This is a genomic window from Streptococcus salivarius (assembly GCF_000785515.1).
In the GTDB taxonomy this organism is placed as follows: Bacteria; Bacillota; Bacilli; order Lactobacillales; family Streptococcaceae; genus Streptococcus; species Streptococcus salivarius.
Genome location: NZ_CP009913.1, coordinates 1,174,565 through 1,196,728 on the forward strand (window position 1 = coordinate 1,174,565; position 22,164 = coordinate 1,196,728).

Annotated in this window: 18 protein-coding genes and 4 pseudogenes; 5 read left to right on the forward strand and 17 right to left on the reverse strand. The window is 39.9% G+C overall.

Annotation, left to right across the window (positions count from 1 at the left end):
* Positions 1-903: a cation diffusion facilitator family transporter gene (locus SSAL8618_RS05645; protein ID WP_038676082.1), complete on the reverse strand. Its 903-nt coding sequence runs from the start codon at positions 901-903 to the stop codon at positions 1-3.
* A 132-nt stretch (positions 904-1,035) separates the two neighbouring features.
* Here SSAL8618_RS05645 and SSAL8618_RS05650 point away from each other — a divergent pair, with 132 nt between their 5' ends.
* A complete protein-coding gene (locus SSAL8618_RS05650) occupies positions 1,036-1,575 on the forward strand; it encodes a TetR/AcrR family transcriptional regulator (RefSeq protein ID WP_049497948.1) in 540 nt (179 codons plus the stop codon).
* 15 nt (positions 1,576-1,590) lie between these two features.
* Positions 1,591-2,061 carry an HXXEE domain-containing protein gene (locus tag SSAL8618_RS05655; protein ID WP_038676086.1) on the forward strand — a complete coding sequence of 157 codons (471 nt, stop codon included), beginning with the start codon at positions 1,591-1,593 and terminating at the stop codon, positions 2,059-2,061.
* Between the two features lie 581 nt (positions 2,062-2,642).
* Here the strand turns inward: SSAL8618_RS05655 and pnuC are convergent.
* The 3 genes from pnuC to SSAL8618_RS05670 form a co-directional block, all read right to left on the reverse strand.
* Complete coding sequence (gene pnuC, locus SSAL8618_RS05660; protein ID WP_038676088.1) at positions 2,643-3,434, reverse strand: nicotinamide riboside transporter PnuC; 792 nt, start codon at positions 3,432-3,434, stop codon at positions 2,643-2,645.
* A 317-nt stretch (positions 3,435-3,751) separates the two neighbouring features.
* Entirely contained in the window at positions 3,752-4,546 is a 795-nt protein-coding gene (locus SSAL8618_RS05665) for a PhzF family phenazine biosynthesis protein (protein ID WP_038676090.1), read from the reverse strand.
* Positions 4,547-4,651: 105 nt separating this feature from the next.
* Positions 4,652-5,197, reverse strand: a complete 546-nt coding sequence (locus tag SSAL8618_RS05670; RefSeq protein ID WP_038676092.1) for a TetR/AcrR family transcriptional regulator — start codon at positions 5,195-5,197, stop codon at positions 4,652-4,654.
* Between the two features lie 230 nt (positions 5,198-5,427).
* Here SSAL8618_RS05670 and SSAL8618_RS05675 point away from each other — a divergent pair, with 230 nt between their 5' ends.
* The 3 genes and pseudogenes from SSAL8618_RS05675 to SSAL8618_RS05685 all read left to right on the forward strand — a co-directional run.
* Entirely contained in the window at positions 5,428-6,129 is a 702-nt protein-coding gene (locus tag SSAL8618_RS05675) for an ABC transporter ATP-binding protein (RefSeq protein ID WP_038676094.1), read from the forward strand.
* 12 nt (positions 6,130-6,141) lie between these two features.
* The gene (locus SSAL8618_RS05680; RefSeq protein ID WP_038676096.1) at positions 6,142-8,805 is read left to right on the forward strand and encodes an FtsX-like permease family protein; all 2,664 of its coding nucleotides are present in this window, start codon (positions 6,142-6,144) and stop codon (positions 8,803-8,805) included.
* 231 nt (positions 8,806-9,036) lie between these two features.
* Positions 9,037-9,267: pseudogene (locus tag SSAL8618_RS05685) on the forward strand (IS3 family transposase); the annotation flags it as partial.
* An 81-nt stretch (positions 9,268-9,348) separates the two neighbouring features.
* Here the strand turns inward: SSAL8618_RS05685 and SSAL8618_RS05690 are convergent.
* From SSAL8618_RS05690 to lepA, 13 genes and pseudogenes are all read right to left on the reverse strand, one after another.
* Positions 9,349-9,972, reverse strand: a complete 624-nt coding sequence (locus tag SSAL8618_RS05690; RefSeq protein WP_038676099.1) for an endonuclease III domain-containing protein — start codon at positions 9,970-9,972, stop codon at positions 9,349-9,351.
* Positions 9,969-11,489 (reverse strand): ABC transporter permease/substrate-binding protein, encoded by a 1,521-nt coding sequence (locus SSAL8618_RS05695; RefSeq protein WP_038676101.1) that lies wholly within the window; start codon positions 11,487-11,489, stop codon positions 9,969-9,971. Before SSAL8618_RS05695 ends, SSAL8618_RS05690 begins: the two co-directional genes overlap by 4 nt.
* Positions 11,482-12,210, reverse strand: a complete 729-nt coding sequence (locus tag SSAL8618_RS05700) for an ATP-binding cassette domain-containing protein (RefSeq protein ID WP_038676102.1) — start codon at positions 12,208-12,210, stop codon at positions 11,482-11,484. The genes SSAL8618_RS05695 and SSAL8618_RS05700 overlap by 8 nt, the downstream gene beginning before the upstream one ends.
* On the reverse strand, positions 12,203-13,057 hold the full coding sequence (locus SSAL8618_RS05705) for an SDR family oxidoreductase (protein ID WP_038676105.1): 855 nt from the start codon (positions 13,055-13,057) through the stop codon (positions 12,203-12,205). The genes SSAL8618_RS05700 and SSAL8618_RS05705 overlap by 8 nt, the downstream gene beginning before the upstream one ends.
* A gap of 18 nt (positions 13,058-13,075) precedes the next feature.
* Positions 13,076-13,524: pseudogene (locus SSAL8618_RS05710) on the reverse strand (MarR family winged helix-turn-helix transcriptional regulator).
* Positions 13,525-13,597: 73 nt separating this feature from the next.
* A pseudogene (locus tag SSAL8618_RS05715) lies at positions 13,598-14,364 on the reverse strand (protein-ADP-ribose hydrolase).
* Complete coding sequence (locus tag SSAL8618_RS05720) at positions 14,349-15,164, reverse strand: SIR2 family NAD-dependent protein deacylase (protein ID WP_038676107.1); 816 nt, start codon at positions 15,162-15,164, stop codon at positions 14,349-14,351. The pseudogene SSAL8618_RS05715 and the gene SSAL8618_RS05720 overlap by 16 nt, the downstream one beginning before the upstream one ends.
* A gap of 4 nt (positions 15,165-15,168) precedes the next feature.
* A pseudogene (locus tag SSAL8618_RS05725) lies at positions 15,169-15,599 on the reverse strand (pyridoxamine 5'-phosphate oxidase family protein).
* 178 nt (positions 15,600-15,777) lie between these two features.
* Positions 15,778-16,497, reverse strand: coding sequence for an acetolactate decarboxylase (budA, locus tag SSAL8618_RS05730; RefSeq protein WP_002891043.1), 720 nt, complete (start codon positions 16,495-16,497; stop codon positions 15,778-15,780).
* A 15-nt stretch (positions 16,498-16,512) separates the two neighbouring features.
* Entirely contained in the window at positions 16,513-18,189 is a 1,677-nt protein-coding gene (alsS, locus tag SSAL8618_RS05735) for an acetolactate synthase AlsS (protein ID WP_038676109.1), read from the reverse strand.
* A gap of 213 nt (positions 18,190-18,402) precedes the next feature.
* A complete protein-coding gene (locus tag SSAL8618_RS05740) occupies positions 18,403-18,744 on the reverse strand; it encodes a hypothetical protein (protein ID WP_038676111.1) in 342 nt (113 codons plus the stop codon).
* A 98-nt stretch (positions 18,745-18,842) separates the two neighbouring features.
* Entirely contained in the window at positions 18,843-20,222 is a 1,380-nt protein-coding gene (locus SSAL8618_RS05745; protein WP_038676113.1) for a hypothetical protein, read from the reverse strand.
* Between the two features lie 47 nt (positions 20,223-20,269).
* Positions 20,270-22,102: a translation elongation factor 4 gene (lepA, locus tag SSAL8618_RS05750; protein WP_003092624.1), complete on the reverse strand. Its 1,833-nt coding sequence runs from the start codon at positions 22,100-22,102 to the stop codon at positions 20,270-20,272.
* Between the last annotated feature and the right edge of the window lie 62 nt (positions 22,103-22,164).

Genomic DNA, 22,164 nt, shown 5'->3' on the forward strand with positions numbered 1-22,164 from the left:
TTAATGATGGTGACCATGTCCTTGATTTTGACCCACTTCCAACTCCTCAATATTACGTTTATGGGCTCGGTGGGTTGCTAAGTCTTCATCAACCTCAATGGTAACGTTTTGAAAGCCACAATCTTTGAGCAAGGTACGAATCGCTTCTTTACAAACCTCCATGTGGTTGACATGCTCTAGACAAACATGGACAATGGCGTTCTTTTCCAAACCATCCATGGTCCAAAGATTGAGCTGATTGATACTAGCCACATGGTCCAACTGCTCCAAATCACTCTTAACTTGCTGGATATCCACTCCTTCTGGCACAGCATCGAGAAAAATCTTGAGCGTGCTCCAAAAACGTGGAATAGCTTTTGACAGAATAAAGATGGAAATAGCAAGAGATAAGAGCGGATCCAGAATATACCAATCGGTAAATCGGAGAACAATGGCCATTAAGATGACAGCCACCCAACCTAAGGTATCTTCCAGAAAGTGCAGGCTGAGAATAGATTCATTCTTGGTTTTCCCTTTGCGAACGACCAGACTCGCTAGCACATTGATGCTGACGGCTATGATTCCAAGCCAGAGAATGCCCTCATCGTTGACAGGTTGTGGGTGAAAGAGTTTCGTTATATTTTCCAAAATCACCAGAACGGACCCTGTCATGAGAATCACAGCTGTTACCATGGCCCCTAAAAGGCTAAAGCGCTTGTAGCCCAAGGTATAGTGGCTGTCTTCTTCACGATTGGAAATACTCTCCAAAAAGGCGGAGATCCCAATAGCAATCGCATCTCCCAAATCATGGACGGAATCAGCAAGAACTGCACTGGACCCAAAAATTCCTCCTGCAATAAACTCAAAAATGGCATATCCTAAATTCAAGAAAAAAGCCAGCCAGACCGCATGTTTTGTCTTCATAATCCTATTTCCTTTGTTATAATAGATTCATGAACATCATGTTCATTATCATTATCTAACATTCACAACAGAAAGGATAGGGGCAAACCGTTTAGGGTGTACGTTACTGAACAGTTTGTTCAAAGTGTCCATATGACTGCTCAGGATCGTCGTATTACTAAGACTCGAAAAGCCATCTATAATGCTTTTTTACAACTACTCAATCAAAAGGACTACGAGGCCATCACGGTTCAGGAAATCATAGACCTTGCTGATGTGGGGCGCTCGACCTTTTACAGCCATTACGAGAGTAAGGAGTTACTACTGGATGAACTCTGTCAAAAGCTCTTTCACCATCTCTTTGAGCGTGCTGAACACCTCTCACCACAAGACTATCTGGCTCATATCTTTCAGCATTTCAAGAAAAATCAAGATCATGTGACCAGTCTCTTGCTCTCTAAAAACGATTATTTTATACGGCAACTGCGAAAAGAACTAGAACACGATGTCTACCCAATGGTAGCCGACGAACTCATCCAATCGTACCCTAACATTCCTCACTCCTATCTCAAACACCTAGTCGTCAGCCATTTCATCGAAACCCTCAGCTGGTGGTTGAAAAAAGGCAAGTCCTACACCGAACAAGAAGTGATCCAATTTTATTTGGAGATTTTAAAAGTGGGGTCGAACTAGAAGGGAGTATTTTCAATGACCAGCGTGCAATTTTACTTTCTATTTCCATCACTCTTCATGCTTCACGAACTGGAAGAAATCGTTTGGACGCCATCCTTTATCAAAAAAATATCAATCCAGTATCCAAACAATCGAATCCTATCTTATTACACTCCTTTTGCTTTCAATGCCATTGTCTTGGAGCAATTTCTGATCCTAATGACGTCGCTATATCTTAGTTACCAGTTTAACAACTATAGCATTTACGCAAGCATCATAATCGCTTATATCTACCATGTCTTAGGACATTTGATTCAGACAGTCGTTATTCGAAAATATGTGCCTGGGTTGTTAACGGGCATTTTAACAAGTTTGTTTGCTCTTTGCAATCTCAAAAATGAATTTCCAATGAAACTTTATAGTTACTCTCTTTTTACCTTATTGGTTATTATTTTAAATCTTGTAGTATCATTTATGATTCTTCATAAAATCAGTCATAAAAAATAGTACTCAGGCAATCATATCATAGAAAGGAAACGTCTATGTCACTTTATCTCATCTTTAGCATCATCACAGTATTTTTAGCCCTTGCTTTTGTCCTGCTTCATCTTGTTGCTGCACTATCAGCTATTCTAAAAGGCAAAAAAAAGCTTAGGAATCGGATTTATTATAGTTGGTGCCATTGCTTGTATCTCAGCCCTTCTTCTTGTTATGGTTAATCGTACCTTGGCGTTTTATATATGGCTATTTGCTAGCTCGATAATTTGCGGGGGCGCTCTCATGAATGGTCTAAATAACCAAAAATTCAACAAATCACACCATCAAATACGTTTTATTATTGACTTAATCATCACTATTTTGCTATATGTTTGGCTGTATCTATTCCAATAATATGTGAGTCTCATTTCTACAGAGACTATACAAAAAGACTTAGAGTCCAAATCTAGGTCTTTTTAAGGATTTAGGTAAACGTACATTACTATCTTTATTCTAAATGTGATAAGCATCGTCACTAGCTTCTACATAAGAGAAATAAACTCAAAAAGAGGACCCTTCTGGATCCTCTTATTAATTGATAAACATAAGTACTAAGCTTTCTTAGCTGCCTTGCTCCATTGGTACCAACCAACCAAACTGTTGATGAGGTAAATGAAGTATTTCCCTTGAATTTGAAGGCTTTCTCCCCACCAGAGGTAGATAGAGAAAACATTAGTAGCTGCCCAGAAAATCCATTGCTCACGATAAACAGCTGTCATCAAGAGCTGACCGACTCCATTAGTCGCATCGGTAATAGAATCACGATAAGGACGATTAGCTCCAATTGACTGGTAAATAAGACCAAAGGCTAACCACCAAAGCACACTAATTGATAGGTACTTGGTCCATCCAACCGTATCCAATTTACGGGCAACAAATTCTTGTTGTTCTTTTTTGAATTGCGCTTGATAGATCCATACTAAAAGACCAATCGGCTGCATGGCTGTGAAGTAAAGTGTTGTCAAAACCTCACCGTAAAAGCCTTTTTGAAGGGCAAGCACCAAATAAATGACGGAATTGATCAAACCAAAGAGATAGTTACTGGCACGACCTTCAGATACGAAAATCACACAGATAATACCTGTTAGGCTACAGATCATCCCAGTCCAGTCCACTATGCGACCCTCGTAAAAGAGCTCCAACCACAGTGGGAAACTTCCTAAGAGTAGGAGGTAAATCCAGGCTCGAAGACTACGATTAGCAAAAAGGTCATCCCAGATAGCCTTTAGACTACCTGCTAACCCTAGCTTCTTCATCCCATTAACCATACGACGATAACCACCAGACATCTCATCAAGTGTCATTTGGATCTTAGCAAGTCTCTTTTGGATATAAGTATTCATTTTGTCTCCTTTTGTTTTTAAAGAGCCGTGTCAGGAATGACTTTCGGACGCAACGCTCTATAGAATAGTTATTAGAACCATATAGTCACTTTACCATACCATCCGTAGTCGACATGAGTTAATATAGTAAAATTACTATTTTTAAAAGTTCATAGTCTTATCATACGCTTATTTTCTAAATTGTCAAGTCTTTTCTGAAAATTCTTTAAAAAATGTTGTGAAATTTAAAATGCCTAGCTGAGCTAGACATCTTTCGACTGGGATTTTGTTTTCATTACTGTCACTAATACTTCTACGTTTTCGTAATCGACAGAAATTTAGTCCATGACATAAATTTCTCCACGACTATATAGGGCAGCCTTTCCTGCAAGGTAAATCCTATCACCCTCTATACGACAAAGGAGGATGCCACTCCTTTCAGAGGCTTGGTAAGCCCTAAATTCTGCTTGTGCCAACTTATTAGCCCACAAAGGAATGACATGACAGTGTCCTGATCCACAGACTGGATCTTCCTTGACTGATAATTTTGGAGCGAAACTTCGTGTCACAGTATCATACTTGCTTCCTTTGGCAGTGATATTCAGGAGAAGCCCATCTAAAGCTTTTACTTTATCAAAATCTGGATTTGCATTAATGACCTCATTTTCATGAGGTAAGACACATACTAGATCTCTTCCAAGCCATGCTTCAAGCGGACGGACACCGATTGCTTCTTCCATCTCACTTGTGACTGCAACCTGTTGCGTGGAGTATGCTGGAAAATTCAGCTCATAGTACTCACCTTTTTTGGTAACCAAAAGTTCCCCACTCTGTGTTGCAAAAGTTAGACTTTCAGCATTCTTTTCAAAAAATCTAAAAAGAACAAAAGCCGTTGCCAAGGTTGCATGGCCGCACAGATCGATTTCCCCACCTGGAGTAAACCAACGTAATTCGTAGTAATCATCATTTTTAACCGTAAAAGCTGTCTCAGAAAGATTATTTTCTTTAGCAATATTCTGTAAAGTATCATCTGACAACCATTTATCAAGAAGACAAACAGCCGCCGGGTTCCCTTTAAAAACAGTATCTGTAAAAGCATCGACGATAAATTGTGGGATGGTATATTGATTCATTGAAACGTTCAGCTCCTTAAATTGTTAACCTTGTTTTAAAACTACAAGTGAATGTAGAAAATTTAGTAAAAAATCAAATTAAATTATTTCTTGTCCATCTCCACCTTATCCCTTAAACCACTCCATTCCTGGAGAATCCAGTATAATTTTGGTCAATTGTTGGGGGCTTTCTTGAGTCCCATTGATAATCCAGTCGACGATAAGGCCTGTCAAACCAGAAACATACATGGTAATAGCATAGCGCTCTGGCATTTGATAAGCTGCCACAATGACTGGTCGAGAACGTGGCGTTGACTCAATCATACCCAAAATAAAAGAACGAATGTTATCTGCAAAACGAAAGCTTGGATTTTTTGCAATTTCAACAAAAAAAGCACTGTTCTCTTGAAAATGAGACAAGATGGCTTCTAAGGCTTCTTTGGGATAAAAGGTTTCTTTCCTTAAAATCATACGAACCGTCGTTATGGTTTCTTCTTTTAATTGCTCTAAAAAATCCTGTTTATCTAGGTAGTGCAGATAAAATGTCGAGCGGTTAACACCCGCTTTTTTGGTTAACTGACTAATCGTAATATCCTCTAAGTTTCTTGTCGCTAAAAGCTGAATGAAGGCTTCTTTAATATCTGACTTAGTTGTCGTTTGTCTCTGCTGCATACAAACCCCTTGTTTCTACATATTGTTGATTAAAGTATATCTTGATTTTTGTAATTGTCAACCATCATCAAGGATTTTCATTTATTAATACCATTTTCGTATCCTTATTTCAACACATTGTTGTTTTCTGTTGTAGCAATCGTATAAAAAAAATCATAAAATAACCTTCGTAATTATTCAACAGGTTGTCGTTTTAGCAGCTGATAATTTTTTAAAGGAGACAAATACACATGGCTTATATTGAAATGAAACATAGTTACAAACGTTATAAAACAGGTGATGTGGAAATCATCGCAAACAATGATATCACATTCGAGATTGAAAAAGGGGAGTTAGTGATTATACTCGGTTCTTCAGGCGCAGGAAAATCAACTGTTCTCAATATTCTTGGTGGTATGGATACCAACGATGAAGGAAAAGTCATTATCGATGGGAAAGACATCTCCAATTATAATGCGAAACAATTAACAGCTTATCGCAGAAACGATGTCGGATTCGTCTTTCAATTCTATAACTTGGTCTCAAACTTAACGGCCAAAGAAAATGTAGAGTTGGCTTCTGAAATTGTTGCGGATGCTAAAGATGCGGAACAAACTTTGATTGATGTTGGTCTTGGGAAACGCATCAACAACTTCCCTGCACAATTGTCTGGTGGTGAACAACAACGAGTAGCTATTGCTCGCGCCGTCGCAAAAAATCCTAAAATTCTCCTCTGTGACGAACCTACAGGAGCCCTGGATTACAATACTGGAAAACAGGTCTTGAAGATTCTCCAAGATAAGGCTCGCAATGAAGGAGCTACCGTTATCATTGTTACTCACAATGGGGCGCTTGCACCGATTGCAGATCGTGTGATTCGTATGCATGATGCGCGTGTTCAAAGTATTGAACTCAATGCAACTCCACAAGATATTGATAGCCTCGAGTACTAGAAAGGATGTCTCATGAATCGTAAAACTTATTGGAAAGATGTCAGAAAGTCTTTCTCTAGTTCTAAAGGACGGGTGGTTTCTATTGCTTCACTCATGGCCTTGGGTTCTTTCGCTCTTGTGGGTCTAAAGGTGACGACACCTGATATGCAACACACGGGAACAAGCTATTTCACTAAACACCAAACTGCTGACCTCACAGTTACTGGTAGCTATGGACTTAACCAGTCGGATCAAGACCTCCTAAATCAAGTCTCTTCAGAGGCAAACATTGAGTACGGTTACTTTAAAGATGTCGTTCTGAAAGACTCCACTGATGCCTTTCGACTATTTTCAAAACCAAAAGATATCTCAACTTATGAGGTTGTAAAAGGAAAACTTCCAAGTAAGCAAGGTGAAATTGCTCTTTCTTCAGTCTATCAAGACAAATATAAGATAGGTGACAAGATCTCGTTTTCTGAAAAAGAGGGTGACAATGGTAAGGATGTCTTAAAAGAACACACCTTTACCATCACTGGCTTTGTTCAGTCATCTGAAATCTTATCAAGTGTTGACCTCGGTTCATCGACAGCTGGTAGTGGGGAACTCAAAGGTTATGCGGTAGTTCCTGAATCTAGTTTTGATTCCGACGTCTACATGATTGCACGCTTAGCTTACAAAGACGTCCATAGTGCTAACCCCTATACCCAGGATTACACTGACAAGGTTTCCAAACACGAAAATGAGCTCGAAAAATTAGTAAAAAATCAACCTGCTAACCGTTTGAAAGAATTAAAAGCTGATCCACAGGCTAAGATTGACCAACAAACAAGTCAACTTCAAACGGCAGAGACTGAACTTAACAAGAAACTAGAACAAGCAAAAGCGAGCGGTCAGGATAAGAATCCTCTTGTCCAGGGACAATTGACACAAGCACAAGATGAAATCGCTGAAAAGAAGGAGCAAATAAAGGAAGCTCAAGAAAAAATCGATAGCATTACTGAACCAAGCTACGATGTCTACACACGTCGTGAAGCTCCTTGGTCAGAAGGGTACGTTTCCTACGAGACCAACGCTTCTGTTTTTCAGAACCTCAGTAATATCTTCCCTGTTATCCTCTACTTTATTGCTGCCTTGGTAACCTTCGTCACGATGGGACGCTTCGTCGAGGAAGAACGGATTAAGGCAGGGACATTCAAAGCTCTTGGTTACCAAAACAAGGACATCATCCGTAAATTTATTATTTATGGATTTGTAACCAGCATGATTGGTACTGCTATTGGGGTTGCTGCAGGTCACATTCTCCTTCCAACTATCATATACAATAGTTATAAAGAGCGGATCCTCCTCGCACCGATTGAGTTACACTTTTATCCATTTAAGACTCTTTTAGCTATTGTCCTTGGTCTTTTGTCCACAGTTCTTCCTGCCTTTATGGTAGCCAAGCGCGAATTAGGAGAAAAGCCAGCCCAACTTCTTCTTCCAAAACCTCCAACATCTGGTTCTAAGATTCTTCTGGAGCGCATCACCCCGCTTTGGAACCGGATGAACTTTACACAAAAAGTCACTGCCCGAAATATTTTCCGCTACAAGCAACGGATGTTCATGACTATTTTTGGTGTCTGCGGTTCCATCGCACTTCTCTTTGCTGGACTCGGTATTCGTTCTTCTATTGGAGACCTTAACACACGCCAATTCCCTAACATCATTCGCTATGATATGATTGTCGCAAACAAGGATCATCTGGATGAACAGGAAAAGGAAAATATCCAAAAATTAATTAACGATAGCAAGGTCAAGGAACATCTTTCTATTCATTACGAAATGCTTTCAAAAGAGGCAGGAACTAATAACGATCATCAAGATATCACAACCCTTGTGGTCAAAGACAAGGATCAAGAAACTCTACAAAATTACATCAAGCTCCATAATCGTGAAACTGGTCAAAAACTCGAATTGACCGACAAAGGGATTATTATTTCTGAGAAATTGGCAGACTTAGCTGGCGTTTCTGTAGGGGATGAGTTAACCGTTCAAAATAGTCAAGACAAGGATATCAAACTCAAAGTTGCTGGTATTTCTGAAATGTATATGGGCCACTTCATCTTTATGAATGAAACTACTTACAGAAATGCTTTTGGTAAAGAGGCGAGCCAAAACGCTACTATTCTAACACTGAAGAATCACTCAGACAAAAACGTTGAGCAAACAGCCAGTCAATTTATGGAGCTTGATGGTGTCAAAGGGGTTGTTCAAAATACTACTCTAAAGACACAAATCAAGACCATCGTCAACTCCCTTAGCCGTGTTATGGCAGTATTGATTGGGATTTCTGTTCTTCTTGCTTTAGTAGTTCTCTTTAATTTGACAAATATCAATGTGGCAGAACGTATCCGTGAGTTATCGACCATTAAGGTTCTAGGCTTCTTTAATAGAGAAGTGACACTCTACATCTATCGAGAAACCATTTATCTCTCTATCATTGGTATCTTGGTTGGATTCGGACTTGGTTGGGGATTGCATCAATACATGGTAGAGGTTATCCCTCCTGAAAATATCATGTTCAATCCAAGCCTGGGCTGGCTCATCTATGCCATTCCAACACTTGTTGTCATTGTCATTCTGACAGGTCTCGGTATCTTTGTGAACCAACACCTTAAGAAAGTCAATATGCTCGAAGCCCTAAAATCTGTTGAGTAACATACGATTTAAGCTAATAAGTAGAGCTAAAGTACAAGGATAACTTCCTTAATCTAGACAAACGTCATTGTGGGCGTTTGTCTTTTTTATTTTCGAAATGATTTACTTTATCATCTGGTATTTTCATCCAAAAATCAGATTTTGAGCAATATAAAAAGGGATATTCGCTATTTATTTCACCAATCTTTTGATATTGAACAAGGAGGCACATACTTTTGGATGACTCTTATACTCCAGTCATCTATGTCATGTAAATACAATAGCCCAGACAACGGCATGATGGAATCCTTCTTTGGCATTCTGAAGTCTGAGATGTTTTATGGTTATGAGAAGACGTTTAAGTCAATTGAGCATTTGGAACAAGCTATTGTAGACTATATTAATTATTACAACAACAAACGTATTAAGATAAAACTAAAAGGACTTAGTCCTGTGCAATACAGAACTAAATCCTTTGCTTAAAAATAAATTTTCTGACGTTTGGAATCAGTACAAAATCCGTTGCTTTTGTGGCGTCAGGGAACGACTGTCCCAGGCTCTTTTTTATCGTAACCAACTTTCGTCTAACTGGCCTTTACTTTTGCCAAAAGCTTTGCCATGTTCATCAATGACGGCATGAATCTCCTGACATTGTTTGAGAGTGAGGCCTTCCAAGACGTTACCTGTAACAGCATGCATTTCATTATAGGTATCAAAGTTTCCAAATCCTAAGCGTCGAAAAAGTCTTCTCGCATATTCATCAGAAATAAAAACTGGACGATCAAAAAGATAGAGTAAAAGTGCATCTGCAGTCTCTGGTCCAATCCCTTTTAACTCCAAAAGTTGCTTCCATAAATCTTCTGTTCCAATCTTGGACAGAACTTCAAAACCACCAACTTCTCTTAACCAGATCAGAAGTCCCCTAATCGTTTGAGATTTTTGCTTAAAAAATCCAGCAGGTCGAATACGTTCCTGTAACTCTTCTAGCGGTAAAGCCAGGATACCCTCTACTGTCATGACATCCATAAGACCAGCTAAAGCCAACTTAGCATTCTTCTCTGTTGTTCGCTGAATCAGAATAGTCGATACCAAATCTTCAATCTTGTTATCCGATTGCCACCAATTTTGCTCTCCATAGTGCTCACAAAGTCGCAAAAGAGTTTCTTGTATTTTTTCTTGCTTGATCATTTCTTCAATAGTCCCTGTTTGACCAAAAACTCACGTGCGACTTTAGCAGCAGGTTTTCCTTCTACTCCCACTTGGTAGTTCATCTGACTCATTTGGCTCTCTGTGATTTTACCAGATAACTTATTAAGAATACCTTCCAATTCTGGATGTTTCTTAAGAAGAGCTTCTTTCATGAGGGGTGCCCCTTGATAAGGTGGGAAGAGGTGTTGGTCATCCTCTAGAACAACTAAATTATATTGAGCAATTTCTGGGTCTGTTGAATAGGCATCTGTTATTTGGATATTGCCTTGTTGGATTGCCTCATAGCGAAGTGCCGGCTCCATGGTAGCCACATTAAGATTTAGTCCATAAACTGATTGAAGTCCTTTGTTTCCGTCCTCACGGTCGTTAAATTCCAACGTGAAACCAGCTTTGAGCTTGTCCTGAACTTTCTTGAGATCAGAAATCGTCTTCAGATTATACTCTTTCGCAATACTTTTCGGAACAGCAATCGCATAGGTGTTTTGATAAGCCATCGGTTTGAGTAAAGCTAGATTATCTTGTTTCTTTATACCATCACGCGCAACCTCGAAAACTTCTTTGGAGTCGTTGCTGACTTTAGGAGCTGGTTGCAAGAGAGAGCTTGTAATGGTACCTGTAAATTCTGGATAGATATCAATATCACCCTTTTTAAGCGCTTGATAAAGAAAATCTGTTTTCCCAAAGTTAGGCTTAACCGTCACCGTCATGTCACTATTTTCCTCAATGAGAAGCTTATACATATTCATGAGAATCTCTGGCTCAGGTCCCAATTTACCGGCTATGACTAAATTTTCTTTCTCTTTCTGAGGCATCATGCTTGGTGCGTAACTTGCTCCCAAACCAAGCACCATGATAGCGAAAGCTGCAAAAATCGTGCGTAACTTGGCCTTTTCCATCCATTTTAGAACAATATTGAATAAAATAGCAAGAACCGCTGAAGAAATGGCCCCAATCAGAATCAAGCTATAATTTCTTCGATCAATACCTAGAAGGATAAAAGAACCAAGTCCTCCAGCCCCAATCAAGGCTGCCAAGGTTGCTGTTCCTATAATCATTACCGCAGAAGTCCTTACCCCTGACATCACCACAGGCATGGCCAGTGGAATTTCAAACTTCTTGAGTCGCTCCCACTTGGTCATCCCAAAGGCGATCCCAGCTTCTTCCAAACTAGGGTCAATCCCACGCAATCCTGTAATAGTATTTTGCAAAATTGGGAATATCGCATAAATGACTAGAGCTGTTAAAGCAGGAAGCGTTCCAATTCCCATAATAGGGATAAAGAGTCCTAGAAGGGCCATGGAAGGAATGGTTTGAAAGACTCCAGCAATCTGTAAAATCCAGTTACTGGCACGTTCGCGCGTGCTAAGATAAATGGCCAAAGGAATTGAGAGGAAAATTGCAATAATTAAGGTCAAAAGAGACAATTGTAAGTGCTGTCCGAGGGCCGTTAACCAGTCCCCAAAACGTTCTTGAAAAGTTGAAATCAAATTAGACATGAAGGCTACCTCCAAACAAGTTCGCTACAAAGTCTGTCGCAGGCGCTTGTAAAATTGTTTCAGGTTCTGCGACCTGACGAATTTCCCCATCCTGCAAAACTGCAATTCGATCCCCTAATTTTAAGGCCTCATCCGTATCATGTGTTACGAAGATGGTCGTCATGCCGAATTCTTTATGTAAATCTTTTGTAAGAGCCTGCAACTGCTTGCGAGAGATGGCATCCAAGGCTGAAAAAGGTTCGTCCATCAATAGAATTTTTGGTTCTCCAATGATAGCGCGCACAATGCCAATCCGCTGTTGCTCCCCACCAGATAATTCACTAGGCATGCGATTTGCATACTCTGCAGCAGGGAGCCCCACCTTATCCAAGAGTTCTTCTGTTTTCAAAGTGATTTGCTCCTTGCTCCATCCCTTCATTTCAGGAATGAGAGCAATATTTTCAGCAACTGTCAAATTAGGAAATAGGGCAATGGCCTGAAGGACATAGCCGGTACTGAGACGTAGCTCCCGCTCATCATAGTCCTTAATACGTTTCCCATCCATATAGATATTGCCATCTGTCGGCTCCAAGAGACGATTGACCATCTTGAGCATGGTAGTCTTTCCAGATCCTGAAGGACCCACTAACACCATAAATTCTCCATTTTCAATGCGGAGATTGACATCTTTTAAAATATCCTTATCCGTGTAGCGCAAGGCTACATGTTTGTATTCAATCATAATTTTCCTCAATAAGTTTTCTGTCTCTAAGAATATCCAATAAGCTACTTGCTGGATGCCCTAGGACTTTTTCGACATCTGTAGAAACCCCAGCTTGTTCCCCAGCTTTAATCGCTGTATAGGTGCTGACCCAGGCATCGTACTCCCAAGTTTGTGCTGGCCATTTTTTCCGTGACTCATAGGCTTCTTCTACTGATTCATCCACATACGTGATGGTTTTACCGCTCTCTTTTGAGAGGAGCGCTACGATTTCTTCCATGGAAAGATCCTCTGGCCCTGTCAGATTCAAGCTTTGATTTTCCCACTCCTTAGGATTTAAAAGAATTTCTGCTGCAACCCTAGATGTGTCCTTGCGGGCAACAGCTGACACAAGACCACTTCCTGCCGGACCACGAATTTCTCCATTTTCAAGCGCAATATCAATCAAGAAGTCCAAGTAAAAATTATCTCTTAGAAAAGTATAGGTGAACCCTAACTCCTTGATATAGGCTTCCGTCTGGGCATGATCTCGAGACAAAGTGAACGTTGCCTTCTCATCTGCCCCATAAAAGGAGGTATAGACGATATGCTCTACCCCCGCTAGTTTTGCAGCATCTAAAAACTCCTTGTGCTCCTTGACACGCTCTGGATTTTCCCGAGCAGAGACCATCAACAAAGTATCGATCCCCTTTAAGGCCTCAACCACCTCTGGAGTATTGGCATACACCATTTTACGGATTTCCGCAGACGCGTAGACTGTTGCACGCTCTGGACTTCGTGCTAAGTGTACAGAAGCCATTCCTCTCTGATCTATAAGATCCGCCACATAGGAACCTAATTTCCCTGTTACACCTGTTATTCCAATCATAACAGTTACTCCCTTTCCCTAGATGTCATTTTCTTTATCTTTTAGATTTGTGATAATCCGCTCTTGATAAGCTTCAAATTCCTGGATTTCTTGATCCGAAAATCCTTGGTAGAAAATCTCTCCCAGTTCTTTGCTGACACGGTCACCGATTTCTTTTGCGCCCAACCGAGGTCTGTCAAAGAAATATATTTTTTCCTTTTATCCTGCGTGCAAGGTTGAATCGTAACCAAGCCTTGTTCTTCCAATTTCTTAACCATACTGGTCAATGTATTATTGGCTAGACCCGTCGCAAGAGCGATATCGGTCGCAGTAGCTCGACCATCTTCTTTTTGCCAAAGCACTGTTAAAATTTTTCCTTGTTCACTTCTATATTGAGCTTCTGGTTCTTTGCTCAAGAGTTTTTGAAAAATACGCCCGTTTAACAATCGAATCTGTAGAGCTTGGTAGCCCCCTAACATCTTGTCCATTATGTCTCCTTTTTGTTCGATATCGAAATATTAAAGTTATTGTATCACTGTCTGTTACATCCGTCAACTACTTCTATATAGAAACATTGTTTTTTAATAATGCTTGATAAATCGTATAATCAATATCTTTAAAAACATTGAATATAACTACCATATCAGGATGTTCTTTCTGGAACTGTAGAACCGTCTCTATCGCAATCTTAGCTGCCTCTTCATTTGGAAAACGAAATTCTCCTGTTGAGATACAACAAAAGGCCAAGCTTCTCAGACCTTTTTCATAAGCCAAGGTCAAACACGCTTCATAAGATGACGTTAACTGACGTTTTTCCAACTCCGTCACTTCTTCATAGATAATGGGTCCCACTGTATGAAGGACATAGCGAGAAGGTAGGTTGTAGGCCTTGGTGATTTTTGCCTGACCTGTAGTTTCATCCCTTCCTTGCTCCTGCATGAGCTCATGACAGGCTAGACGCAATTCAACCCCTGCAGCTGTGTGAATGGCATTGTCAATACACGAATGATTAGGTACAAAACAACCTAAAAGCTTACTGTTGGCCGCATTGACAATGGCATCAACCGCCAAACGAGTAGCCACAGGTAGAGATTGGGCAGAATGGGAGTCAAGTCTTTCAAGTCTACAACTCCTTTTTCTACTAGTTTTTCTTGTAAATAACGGTCTTGTTGGTAGAGAAAGTCGGCTGTCATTGGTGCCGGATAGCGGACATTTTGAAGAGCCCGATATAACACTTCTTGCTCCTCTACCTTTTCAGGAATCTCTAGTTCTGTCAATCCTTGCTCGCTTTTTAAAACATCAATCAAATATTCTAGTCTGCTAGCCATTGTCGGAGTACCTCCCTCATATCATCATTTATAGAAATTGTCTTTTCCTTTGTAGCAGCAAAACCTTCAAGATCATCACGATTGAGGCGAATCAAATGGGCCTTTGGAAATACTGCTGTCATTTTCTCAAAAGGATAGCGAATGATGGTCGGCGTATTGTATCCGACACCCAATTCTAAGAAGACAACCTTTTGATCTTCAATCCCTTCTATAAATCCTAGATAAGCTTCATAAGAAGCCTCCCAGGTCTCATCTTGGACAAAAGATTGATCAACACGTAAATGCATGGTCATTTGTGCCCCACAATTTGGACAATACGGTAGCAAGTCAGTTGGAATTTTTAAATCCTTTGTTTCTTTTAGCATCTCCATGACAGCCGCTTCATTATCAAAGACTTCCTGACGACAAGGAACTGAACACTGCCACTCTCCGTAATTGCCCTGAACTTCAAAGAAACGCTCCGGAGCAAATCCTGTCTTCATAAACTGCCCATCTACATTGGTCGTAATCACAAAATAATCCATGTCCTTAACCAAGTCGAAAAGATCTCTATAAAGCGAAAGTCCCTCTGGCTGGTAACGATTATGATAGATATGCTTAGCCCAATAACCCCAGCGCTCTTCAGCGGTCTCAAAAGGATAAAAAGCTGCAGAGTACATATCCTGCATGCCATAACGAACAATATAATCTTTAAAGAAAACCTCAAAACGTGAGCCTGAGTAGGTTAAGCCAGCTCCCGCTCCTATCACAATTTTATCTGCTTCTTCAATGATTTTCTTTGCATCTTGAATCTTTGTCATCTTATCATCCCTCAATTTCAAATCTTGCTTGATAGGGAGGCAATTGCGTCAAATAATAAAAATTGCCTACTGCATTTTTAAAACGAAAGACTTGTAGGTGACTACGTCCCTCCTCCGTCGGATAAATCTCATACATGTATGGATTGGCTTTTAACAACTCTTCTAAATGCTCTTTTCCAATCCATTCCACCTGACCGGTTAGGGAAATAGATTTACGATCCATAGTTCCGGCACCTTGAGTCATCCCTGTCACTGCTACACGTCCATCTTCCTTAAGCCGTTTGTAGAGGGGTTTAAAATCGGCAGTCAAAAAATAAACTGTTTTCCCGTCCTCCCACATCATGTCATAACAGCTGTATGCGGATGTCCCGTTTCATCAACCGTTGCCACTACAACTGAATGAATCTCTTCGACTAGCACTTTCAAATAATCCATTATAAAACACCATGTCTTTCTTTGAGTTTTAGTTCCATATCGAACTTTATAGCACGAATTGTAACACCTTTAATTACATCCGTCAACTACTTCGATATATAAGTACCTTAAAAAACAAAAAAACTTCCCTAATTATCTAGGAAAGTTCTTTCTATGATTTTTGATGTCTTAAAAAATTTTATTCAGCCTTAGTAATATCTTCACGCATCTCATCGACATTGAATTTAGCAAAGAGATACTGACGGTCTTGAACTGGGAAACGTTGATCGAGTTGGTCAACTGGTCCAACTTCGATAATACCATTTTCAATAACAAAGTCCATAACGTGACCACCGAATGTCAAGTCGTCTGAAATAAAATGAAGGTGATAACCAGCAACACTCACACCGTGAAACATTTCTGGCGTCCAAATACCAACGATGGTACCTGAAATATCATCTACCTCGTACTCAGGTTGGCGAGTGGCAACATCAGCAAACTTAATATCCGCATTTGATTTAGGAATCATGCGCACGTGCATGTGTTTAAAATGACCCTTAATTTTGATAGAACGGAAGAGATTAACCCCATCATAGTAAGATTCAATACGATCCTCAAGTTCTTTATCAGTCATTTCATAACGTTGACGGAAGATAACTTCAGCTTGGTGAGGTACGACTGCTGCATAGGGAACTTTTTCATCTGGAGAAACTTCTACCACTTCGACTTTACCTTCAGAGCCTTTAGCTTGATAGGCTTTACCATCAAGAACAATCAACTCCCCATCAATAGAATCTAATGTTCCAAGACCCAAGTCTCCATGCTCCAACAATTCACCAACTGTTAAAGTACCTCCATAAAGCCCAGCCATCAAGGCTCCCAAAGTATTATATTGAAATAATTTTATGGCTTCAGACATGTCTACACCCTCTTTTTAGTAAAATTCATCTGGCAAAATAGTTTCGCCGAGTTTAATATTATCTTTATAGTCGATTGGAACATCAATAAGGACTGGTCCATCTACAGTTTGAGCCAAGGCTTCTTGAAGCAAGCTAGCAAACTCTTCTTTACTTGTTGCACGATAACCTTTCGCTCCAAAGCTCTCAGCATATTTTACAAAATCTACAGGACCAAAGTCAACCCCTGATGAACGACCGTACTTCATTTCTTCCTGGAATTCCACCATATTGTAATGGCCATCGTTCCAGATAATATGAACAATTGGCAATTTCAATCGAACTGCTGTCTCCAATTCTTGTGCTGAGAAGAGGAAGCCACCGTCACCAGAAACAGAAATGACTTTTGTCTTAGGACGAACCAAAGCTGCAGAGATGGCCCACGGAAGAGCAACCCCTAAAGTTTGCATCCCATTTGAGAAAAGCAAATGACGTGGTTCATAAGATTTGAAATAACGAGCCATCCAGATATAGTGACTACCAACGTCAACGGTAACTGTCATATCATCATCCGTTTGTTCTTGTAAAACTTCAATTAAATCGAGTGGGTGTACGGTACCTTCTTCAGGCTGACGGTCAAATTTAACATCTTCGACGACTGTATTTTTTAACCCTTTAAGATACTCGACTGAACCTTCAGGTAATTTGTAGCCTTGAATAGCAGGCAAAAGCAAATCTAAAGTTGCTTCTACATTACCAATCAATTCACGTTCTGGCTGGAAGTAAGTATCCACCTCAGCAGGTTCAACATCAATTACGATAATACGTGCTGAAATTTCAGCATTCCAGTTACGTGCTTCATACTCAATTGGGTCATAACCAATGGCAATAATCAAGTCCGACTTCTTAAGCAACATGTCCCCCGGTTGGTTACGGAAAAGACCTACACGACCAAAGAAAGTATCCTCTTCAAGGTCACGTGACACGATACCAGCACCTTGGAAAGTTTCAACAACTGGTAATTTAACATGTTTCAAAATCTGGCGAATAGAGTAAGTTACAGCTTCTGATGAAGCACCGTTCCCTAAAAGTAAGACCGGCAATACGGCATTTTTAATCGCCTGTGCGAGATAGTTAATATCAGAAACAGATGCTGAACCAAGTTTTGGATCTGTCATAGGCTTGATAGCCTTAACACTGACCGGAGCATCGGTCACGTCTTGAGGAATTGAAATAAAGCTTGCACCCGGTTTCCCTGACTTAGCATGGCGATAGGCATTAGCAACCGTTTCAGAAAGGGTATTAGCATCATGTACTTCAGCAGCATACTTGGTAATCGGTTCAAGCATAGCAACGTTATTCATTGATTGATGGGCACGTTTCAAAAGATCTGCACGCTTAACCTGACCACCAATAGCAAGAACAGGATCTCCTTCATCTGTCGCTGTTACCAAACCAGTAGCCAAATTTGAGACACCTGGACCAGATGTTACCAATACTACACCGGGTTTCCCTGTGATACGTCCAACACCTTGAGCCATAAAAGCAGCATTTTGCTCATGACGGGCAACAATCAATTCAGGTCCCTTATCTTCCAAAGTATCAAAAACCCTATCGATTTTTGCACCTGGAATCCCAAAGACATAATCAACATCATGGTTAATCAAACTATCAACCACTAAATCCGCACCATACAATTGCTTTTCTTCTGACATGAACACAGTCCTTCTGGCCCTAAAATGATAGAGCCAATTTTCCTTTCAAGTATAAGTCACAAAGTGTCAAAGTCTGCTCATTTTTTCACAAACTTTTATCACTTCACAATTCTGTTATCATTATAACACAGTTTTCAGACAATCTTGTGAAAAAAAGATTGTGAAATTTTGAACTTCCATCACAAAAAGAAACACCTGATTACTATCAGATGTTCATGTATTTTTTACCTTAGCAAACTCTCGATTAAGATAATTTTGCAAGCCTTCAAAAATCTCTATTAACTGGAGATAATTAGACAAGCTTGAGCGACCAGGGATATCTACGACATCCAAAGAAATGCGTTCCAAGTCCTTTTCATAGAGAATGCGGAAGGATACCACTGCTTGATCAGAAAAATAATTCTCCCCTGCCAAAATGTAGCATTCATAGATGATGCCAACAGGATTAGCAACCTTCAATTCAATACGAACTGCGCCTAATCCCAAGGCCTCCACTTGCTGAAAACGCTCCAGAATAGCCTGTCGCTGACTGGGGATAAAACTCATGATATCCATAGTGGCCCTCCCAAGATTCCTTTTTGTCTATTATAGCCTAAAGCTGAGAAAAATGCTTGTGTAGGGTTTGTAGAAGACTCATTGGCATTCAAGAATACTTAGTCACCCCCTTTGTAGTCTCTAAAGTCTGACTTAATACTGGAATCATAATCATGTTTATCCACCCAATCCTTTATATCAGAAAAAGAATGAATATCTTTTTTAATACCTGCACTGTCCTCTACAGAAACCACAATCGCATTTTCTCCATTTGTTCCCAACCAATGTAAAATATCATTGGTCTGCTCTTCAGGAGAAAAATAGAGTTGTGATTGTTTGTCGTACTCTCTATCTCTATAGGACTCATATTGAGCCAATTTCTTTTTATAGGCATCATATTTCCTATCATAATCTTTTTGAGCTTTTTGACGTGCTTTTTCGTAAGCTCGATAGTCTTTCTGATAGTCTTGTTCTGCCTTTTGGTTAAGAAGCTCACTAAAACTTAAAGCTATAATAGGAAAAATAGAATCAGGAAAAACATTAAATTCTGGAACTTTCTTTGGCTCGCTTGGTTTATTAGGTAGGCTGCTTTTCACTGGCTCAGTTGGACCGACCGGAAAATCTCCCTCCTTACCTTGACGGGTCAATAGTTTAAATTTCTTTAAGGTATTACTGTTTGTTGTTGTCTGATTAACAGCTTCTTCGTAAATAGGCTTAACTTCAGAATTTTCATTAAATAGATTAATTTGATTCTCTTGTTTTGAAGTATCTACATTATCAATCTCTAGGATCACATTTAGATGAGCTGATAAATGGTTGTTTGTTTGAGCTGGTGACATTCTTAAAAGCTCATCCAAGTTTCCTTCTCTCTTTAAATATCCCCACATGTTGCTATCGTTCACCTGATTACGAGCAGAACTCTTATCACCAAAATAAAGCATTTCATCCTTACTGTAAGAATAATCTGGTAGGTCTCTAGTTAAAAATTGATTCGTATCTAAATTGTAAGCAAATTGCTTATCATTTTGAGAATTCTCCAAGAAAATATAATCATAACCATCAATCGATCTTAAAGACACAGCCAACTCCTTAATATCTTTAAAATCTTTTATTTTCTTCAAATATGGGGTCAAATTAATAATTTTCTTTTCAAAATTTTTGTTGATATCATAAACTACCAAATGAGCTTGATGGAGACTACTCATGGTGTCGTAATAGCGCACAAAATGATTTCTACCAATCATCTCAGTAGCTACGTTATCTTCAGAATTATAGTAAGTGGGTTCTTGATGACTAATGGCAACATACTGATGGCGACTGCCAAAAACCCCATTATTAGTGACCTTATCAGCTTTTAGAGCCATCTGTAACTCTTCTACAGCTTTTTCATGAAATTTGTGCTTTGTATATGTATTCCCTAAAAAGAAAAGCATTAGTATAGTCGCAGTATAAATCCTTCCACGCTTCAAGAAGGGAAACTTTAAAATCTTCTTTATCATAACTTTTTTACAAAAATAGCCAGAACATCACATTCTGACTATTACTCTTATTTCTCATCTTCGTCCATTGAAAGTACTGATAAGAAGGCTTCTTGTGGTACTTCAACCGAACCGATAGCTTTCATACGTTTCTTACCGGCTTTTTGTTTTTCGAGGAGTTTACGTTTACGTGAAACGTCACCACCGTAACATTTTGCCAAGACGTTTTTACGAAGGGCTTTGATGTCTGTACGGGCAACAATTTTTTGACCGATAGCCGCTTGGATAGGCACTTCGAATTGTTGACGTGGAATGATTTTCTTAAGTTTATCAACGATAAGTTTTCCACGCTCGTAGGCAAATTCCTTATGCACGATGAAGCTAAGGGCATCGACCTTGTCACCATTAAGGAGAATATCCATTTTCACCAATTGTGAGCGACGGTATTCTGACAATTCATAGTCAAAGCTTGCATAACCACGTGTTGATGATTTCAATTTATCAAAGAAATCAAAGACGATTTCAGCAAGTGGAATTTGATAGATAACATTCACACGATTATCATCAATGTATTCCATAGTTTCAAAATCACCACGTTTACGTTGTGCCAACTCCATAACCGCACCAACATATTCTTGAGGAACCATGATTTGAGCTTTAACATAAGGCTCTTCGATAGCATCAATGCGTGTAGGATCTGGGAACTCAGATGGGTTAGACACTTCAAGCATCTCACCGTCAGTAGTATTAACATGGTAAACTACCGATGGCGCTGTCATAATGAGGTCGATGTTAAACTCACGTTCCAAACGTTCTTGGATAACATCCATGTGAAGAAGACCCAAGAAACCACAGCGGAAACCAAAACCAAGGGCTTGAGACGTTTCAGGCTCAAATTGAAGACTGGCATCGTTCAACTGGAGTTTTTCAAGGGCTTCACGCAAGTCGTTATATTTATTTGACTCAATTGGGTAAAGACCTGCAAACACCATTGGGTTCATTTGCTTATAGCCATGGAGCGGCTCTGCAGCAGGATTGTCTGCAAGTGTTACGGTATCACCGACACGAGTATCCGCAACAGTCTTAATTGAGGCTGCGATATAACCAACATCACCTGTCGCAAGGTAATCACGTCCAACAGCTTTAGGTGTGAAGATACCAACCTCAGTAACATCAAAAGTCTTGCCATTAGACATCATTTGAATCTTATCACCTGGTTTAACCATTCCGTTAACCACACGCACTTGGAGGATAACCCCACGGTAAGCATCGTAAACGGAGTCAAAGATAAGGGCTTGGAGAGGCGCTTCAACATCACCTTGAGGTGCAGGAACTTTCTCAACGATTTGTTCGAGAATCTCTTCGATACCAATACCGGCCTTAGCTGACGCAAGCACAGCCTCAGAAGCATCTAGTCCGATAACATCTTCAACCTCTGTACGAACACGCTCAGGATCTGCAGCTGGAAGGTCGATTTTATTGATAACTGGTAAGATTTCCAAGTCATTATCTAGTGCCAAGTAAACATTGGCAAGTGTTTGCGCTTCAATTCCTTGAGCTGCATCTACCACCAAGATAGCACCCTCACAGGCAGCAAGAGAACGTGACACCTCATAAGTAAAGTCCACGTGTCCCGGGGTGTCGATAAGGTGGAAAATGTATGTTTCACCATCTTTAGCTGTATAGTTAAGCTCAATGGCATTTAGTTTAATAGTGATTCCACGTTCACGCTCAAGGTCCATGCTATCAAGGAGTTGCGCCTGCATCTCACGACTTGACACTGTTTCAGTCTTTTCCAAAATACGGTCAGCAAGGGTTGATTTCCCATGGTCAATATGGGCAATAATAGAGAAGTTACGAATCTTCTCCTGTCGTTGTTTTAATTCTTCAATATTTGGCATTTTTATCTTTCCTAGTTCTTACTTGTGATTATAAAAAAACTAATCGTTACCTTCTATTATAC

What these genes read in the sequence shown, in the direction of transcription:
- SSAL8618_RS05645 (WP_038676082.1), bottom strand. Translation starts at nt 903, where the DNA reads ATGAAGACAAAACATGCGGTCTGGCTGGCTTTTTTCTTGAATTTAGGA.
- SSAL8618_RS05650 (WP_049497948.1), top strand. Translation starts at nt 1,036, where the DNA reads ATGACTGCTCAGGATCGTCGTATTACTAAGACTCGAAAAGCCATCTAT.
- SSAL8618_RS05655 (WP_038676086.1), top strand. Translation starts at nt 1,591, where the DNA reads ATGACCAGCGTGCAATTTTACTTTCTATTTCCATCACTCTTCATGCTT.
- pnuC (WP_038676088.1), bottom strand. Translation starts at nt 3,434, where the DNA reads ATGAATACTTATATCCAAAAGAGACTTGCTAAGATCCAAATGACACTT.
- SSAL8618_RS05665 (WP_038676090.1), bottom strand. Translation starts at nt 4,546, where the DNA reads ATGAATCAATATACCATCCCACAATTTATCGTCGATGCTTTTACAGAT.
- SSAL8618_RS05670 (WP_038676092.1), bottom strand. Translation starts at nt 5,197, where the DNA reads ATGCAGCAGAGACAAACGACAACTAAGTCAGATATTAAAGAAGCCTTC.
- SSAL8618_RS05675 (WP_038676094.1), top strand. Translation starts at nt 5,428, where the DNA reads ATGGCTTATATTGAAATGAAACATAGTTACAAACGTTATAAAACAGGT.
- SSAL8618_RS05680 (WP_038676096.1), top strand. Translation starts at nt 6,142, where the DNA reads ATGAATCGTAAAACTTATTGGAAAGATGTCAGAAAGTCTTTCTCTAGT.
- SSAL8618_RS05690 (WP_038676099.1), bottom strand. Translation starts at nt 9,972, where the DNA reads ATGATCAAGCAAGAAAAAATACAAGAAACTCTTTTGCGACTTTGTGAG.
- SSAL8618_RS05695 (WP_038676101.1), bottom strand. Translation starts at nt 11,489, where the DNA reads ATGTCTAATTTGATTTCAACTTTTCAAGAACGTTTTGGGGACTGGTTA.
- SSAL8618_RS05700 (WP_038676102.1), bottom strand. Translation starts at nt 12,210, where the DNA reads ATGATTGAATACAAACATGTAGCCTTGCGCTACACGGATAAGGATATT.
- SSAL8618_RS05705 (WP_038676105.1), bottom strand. Translation starts at nt 13,057, where the DNA reads ATGATTGGAATAACAGGTGTAACAGGGAAATTAGGTTCCTATGTGGCG.
- SSAL8618_RS05720 (WP_038676107.1), bottom strand. Translation starts at nt 15,164, where the DNA reads ATGACAAAGATTCAAGATGCAAAGAAAATCATTGAAGAAGCAGATAAA.
- budA (WP_002891043.1), bottom strand. Translation starts at nt 16,497, where the DNA reads ATGTCTGAAGCCATAAAATTATTTCAATATAATACTTTGGGAGCCTTG.
- alsS (WP_038676109.1), bottom strand. Translation starts at nt 18,189, where the DNA reads ATGTCAGAAGAAAAGCAATTGTATGGTGCGGATTTAGTGGTTGATAGT.
- SSAL8618_RS05740 (WP_038676111.1), bottom strand. Translation starts at nt 18,744, where the DNA reads ATGGATATCATGAGTTTTATCCCCAGTCAGCGACAGGCTATTCTGGAG.
- SSAL8618_RS05745 (WP_038676113.1), bottom strand. Translation starts at nt 20,222, where the DNA reads ATGATAAAGAAGATTTTAAAGTTTCCCTTCTTGAAGCGTGGAAGGATT.
- lepA (WP_003092624.1), bottom strand. Translation starts at nt 22,102, where the DNA reads ATGCCAAATATTGAAGAATTAAAACAACGACAGGAGAAGATTCGTAAC.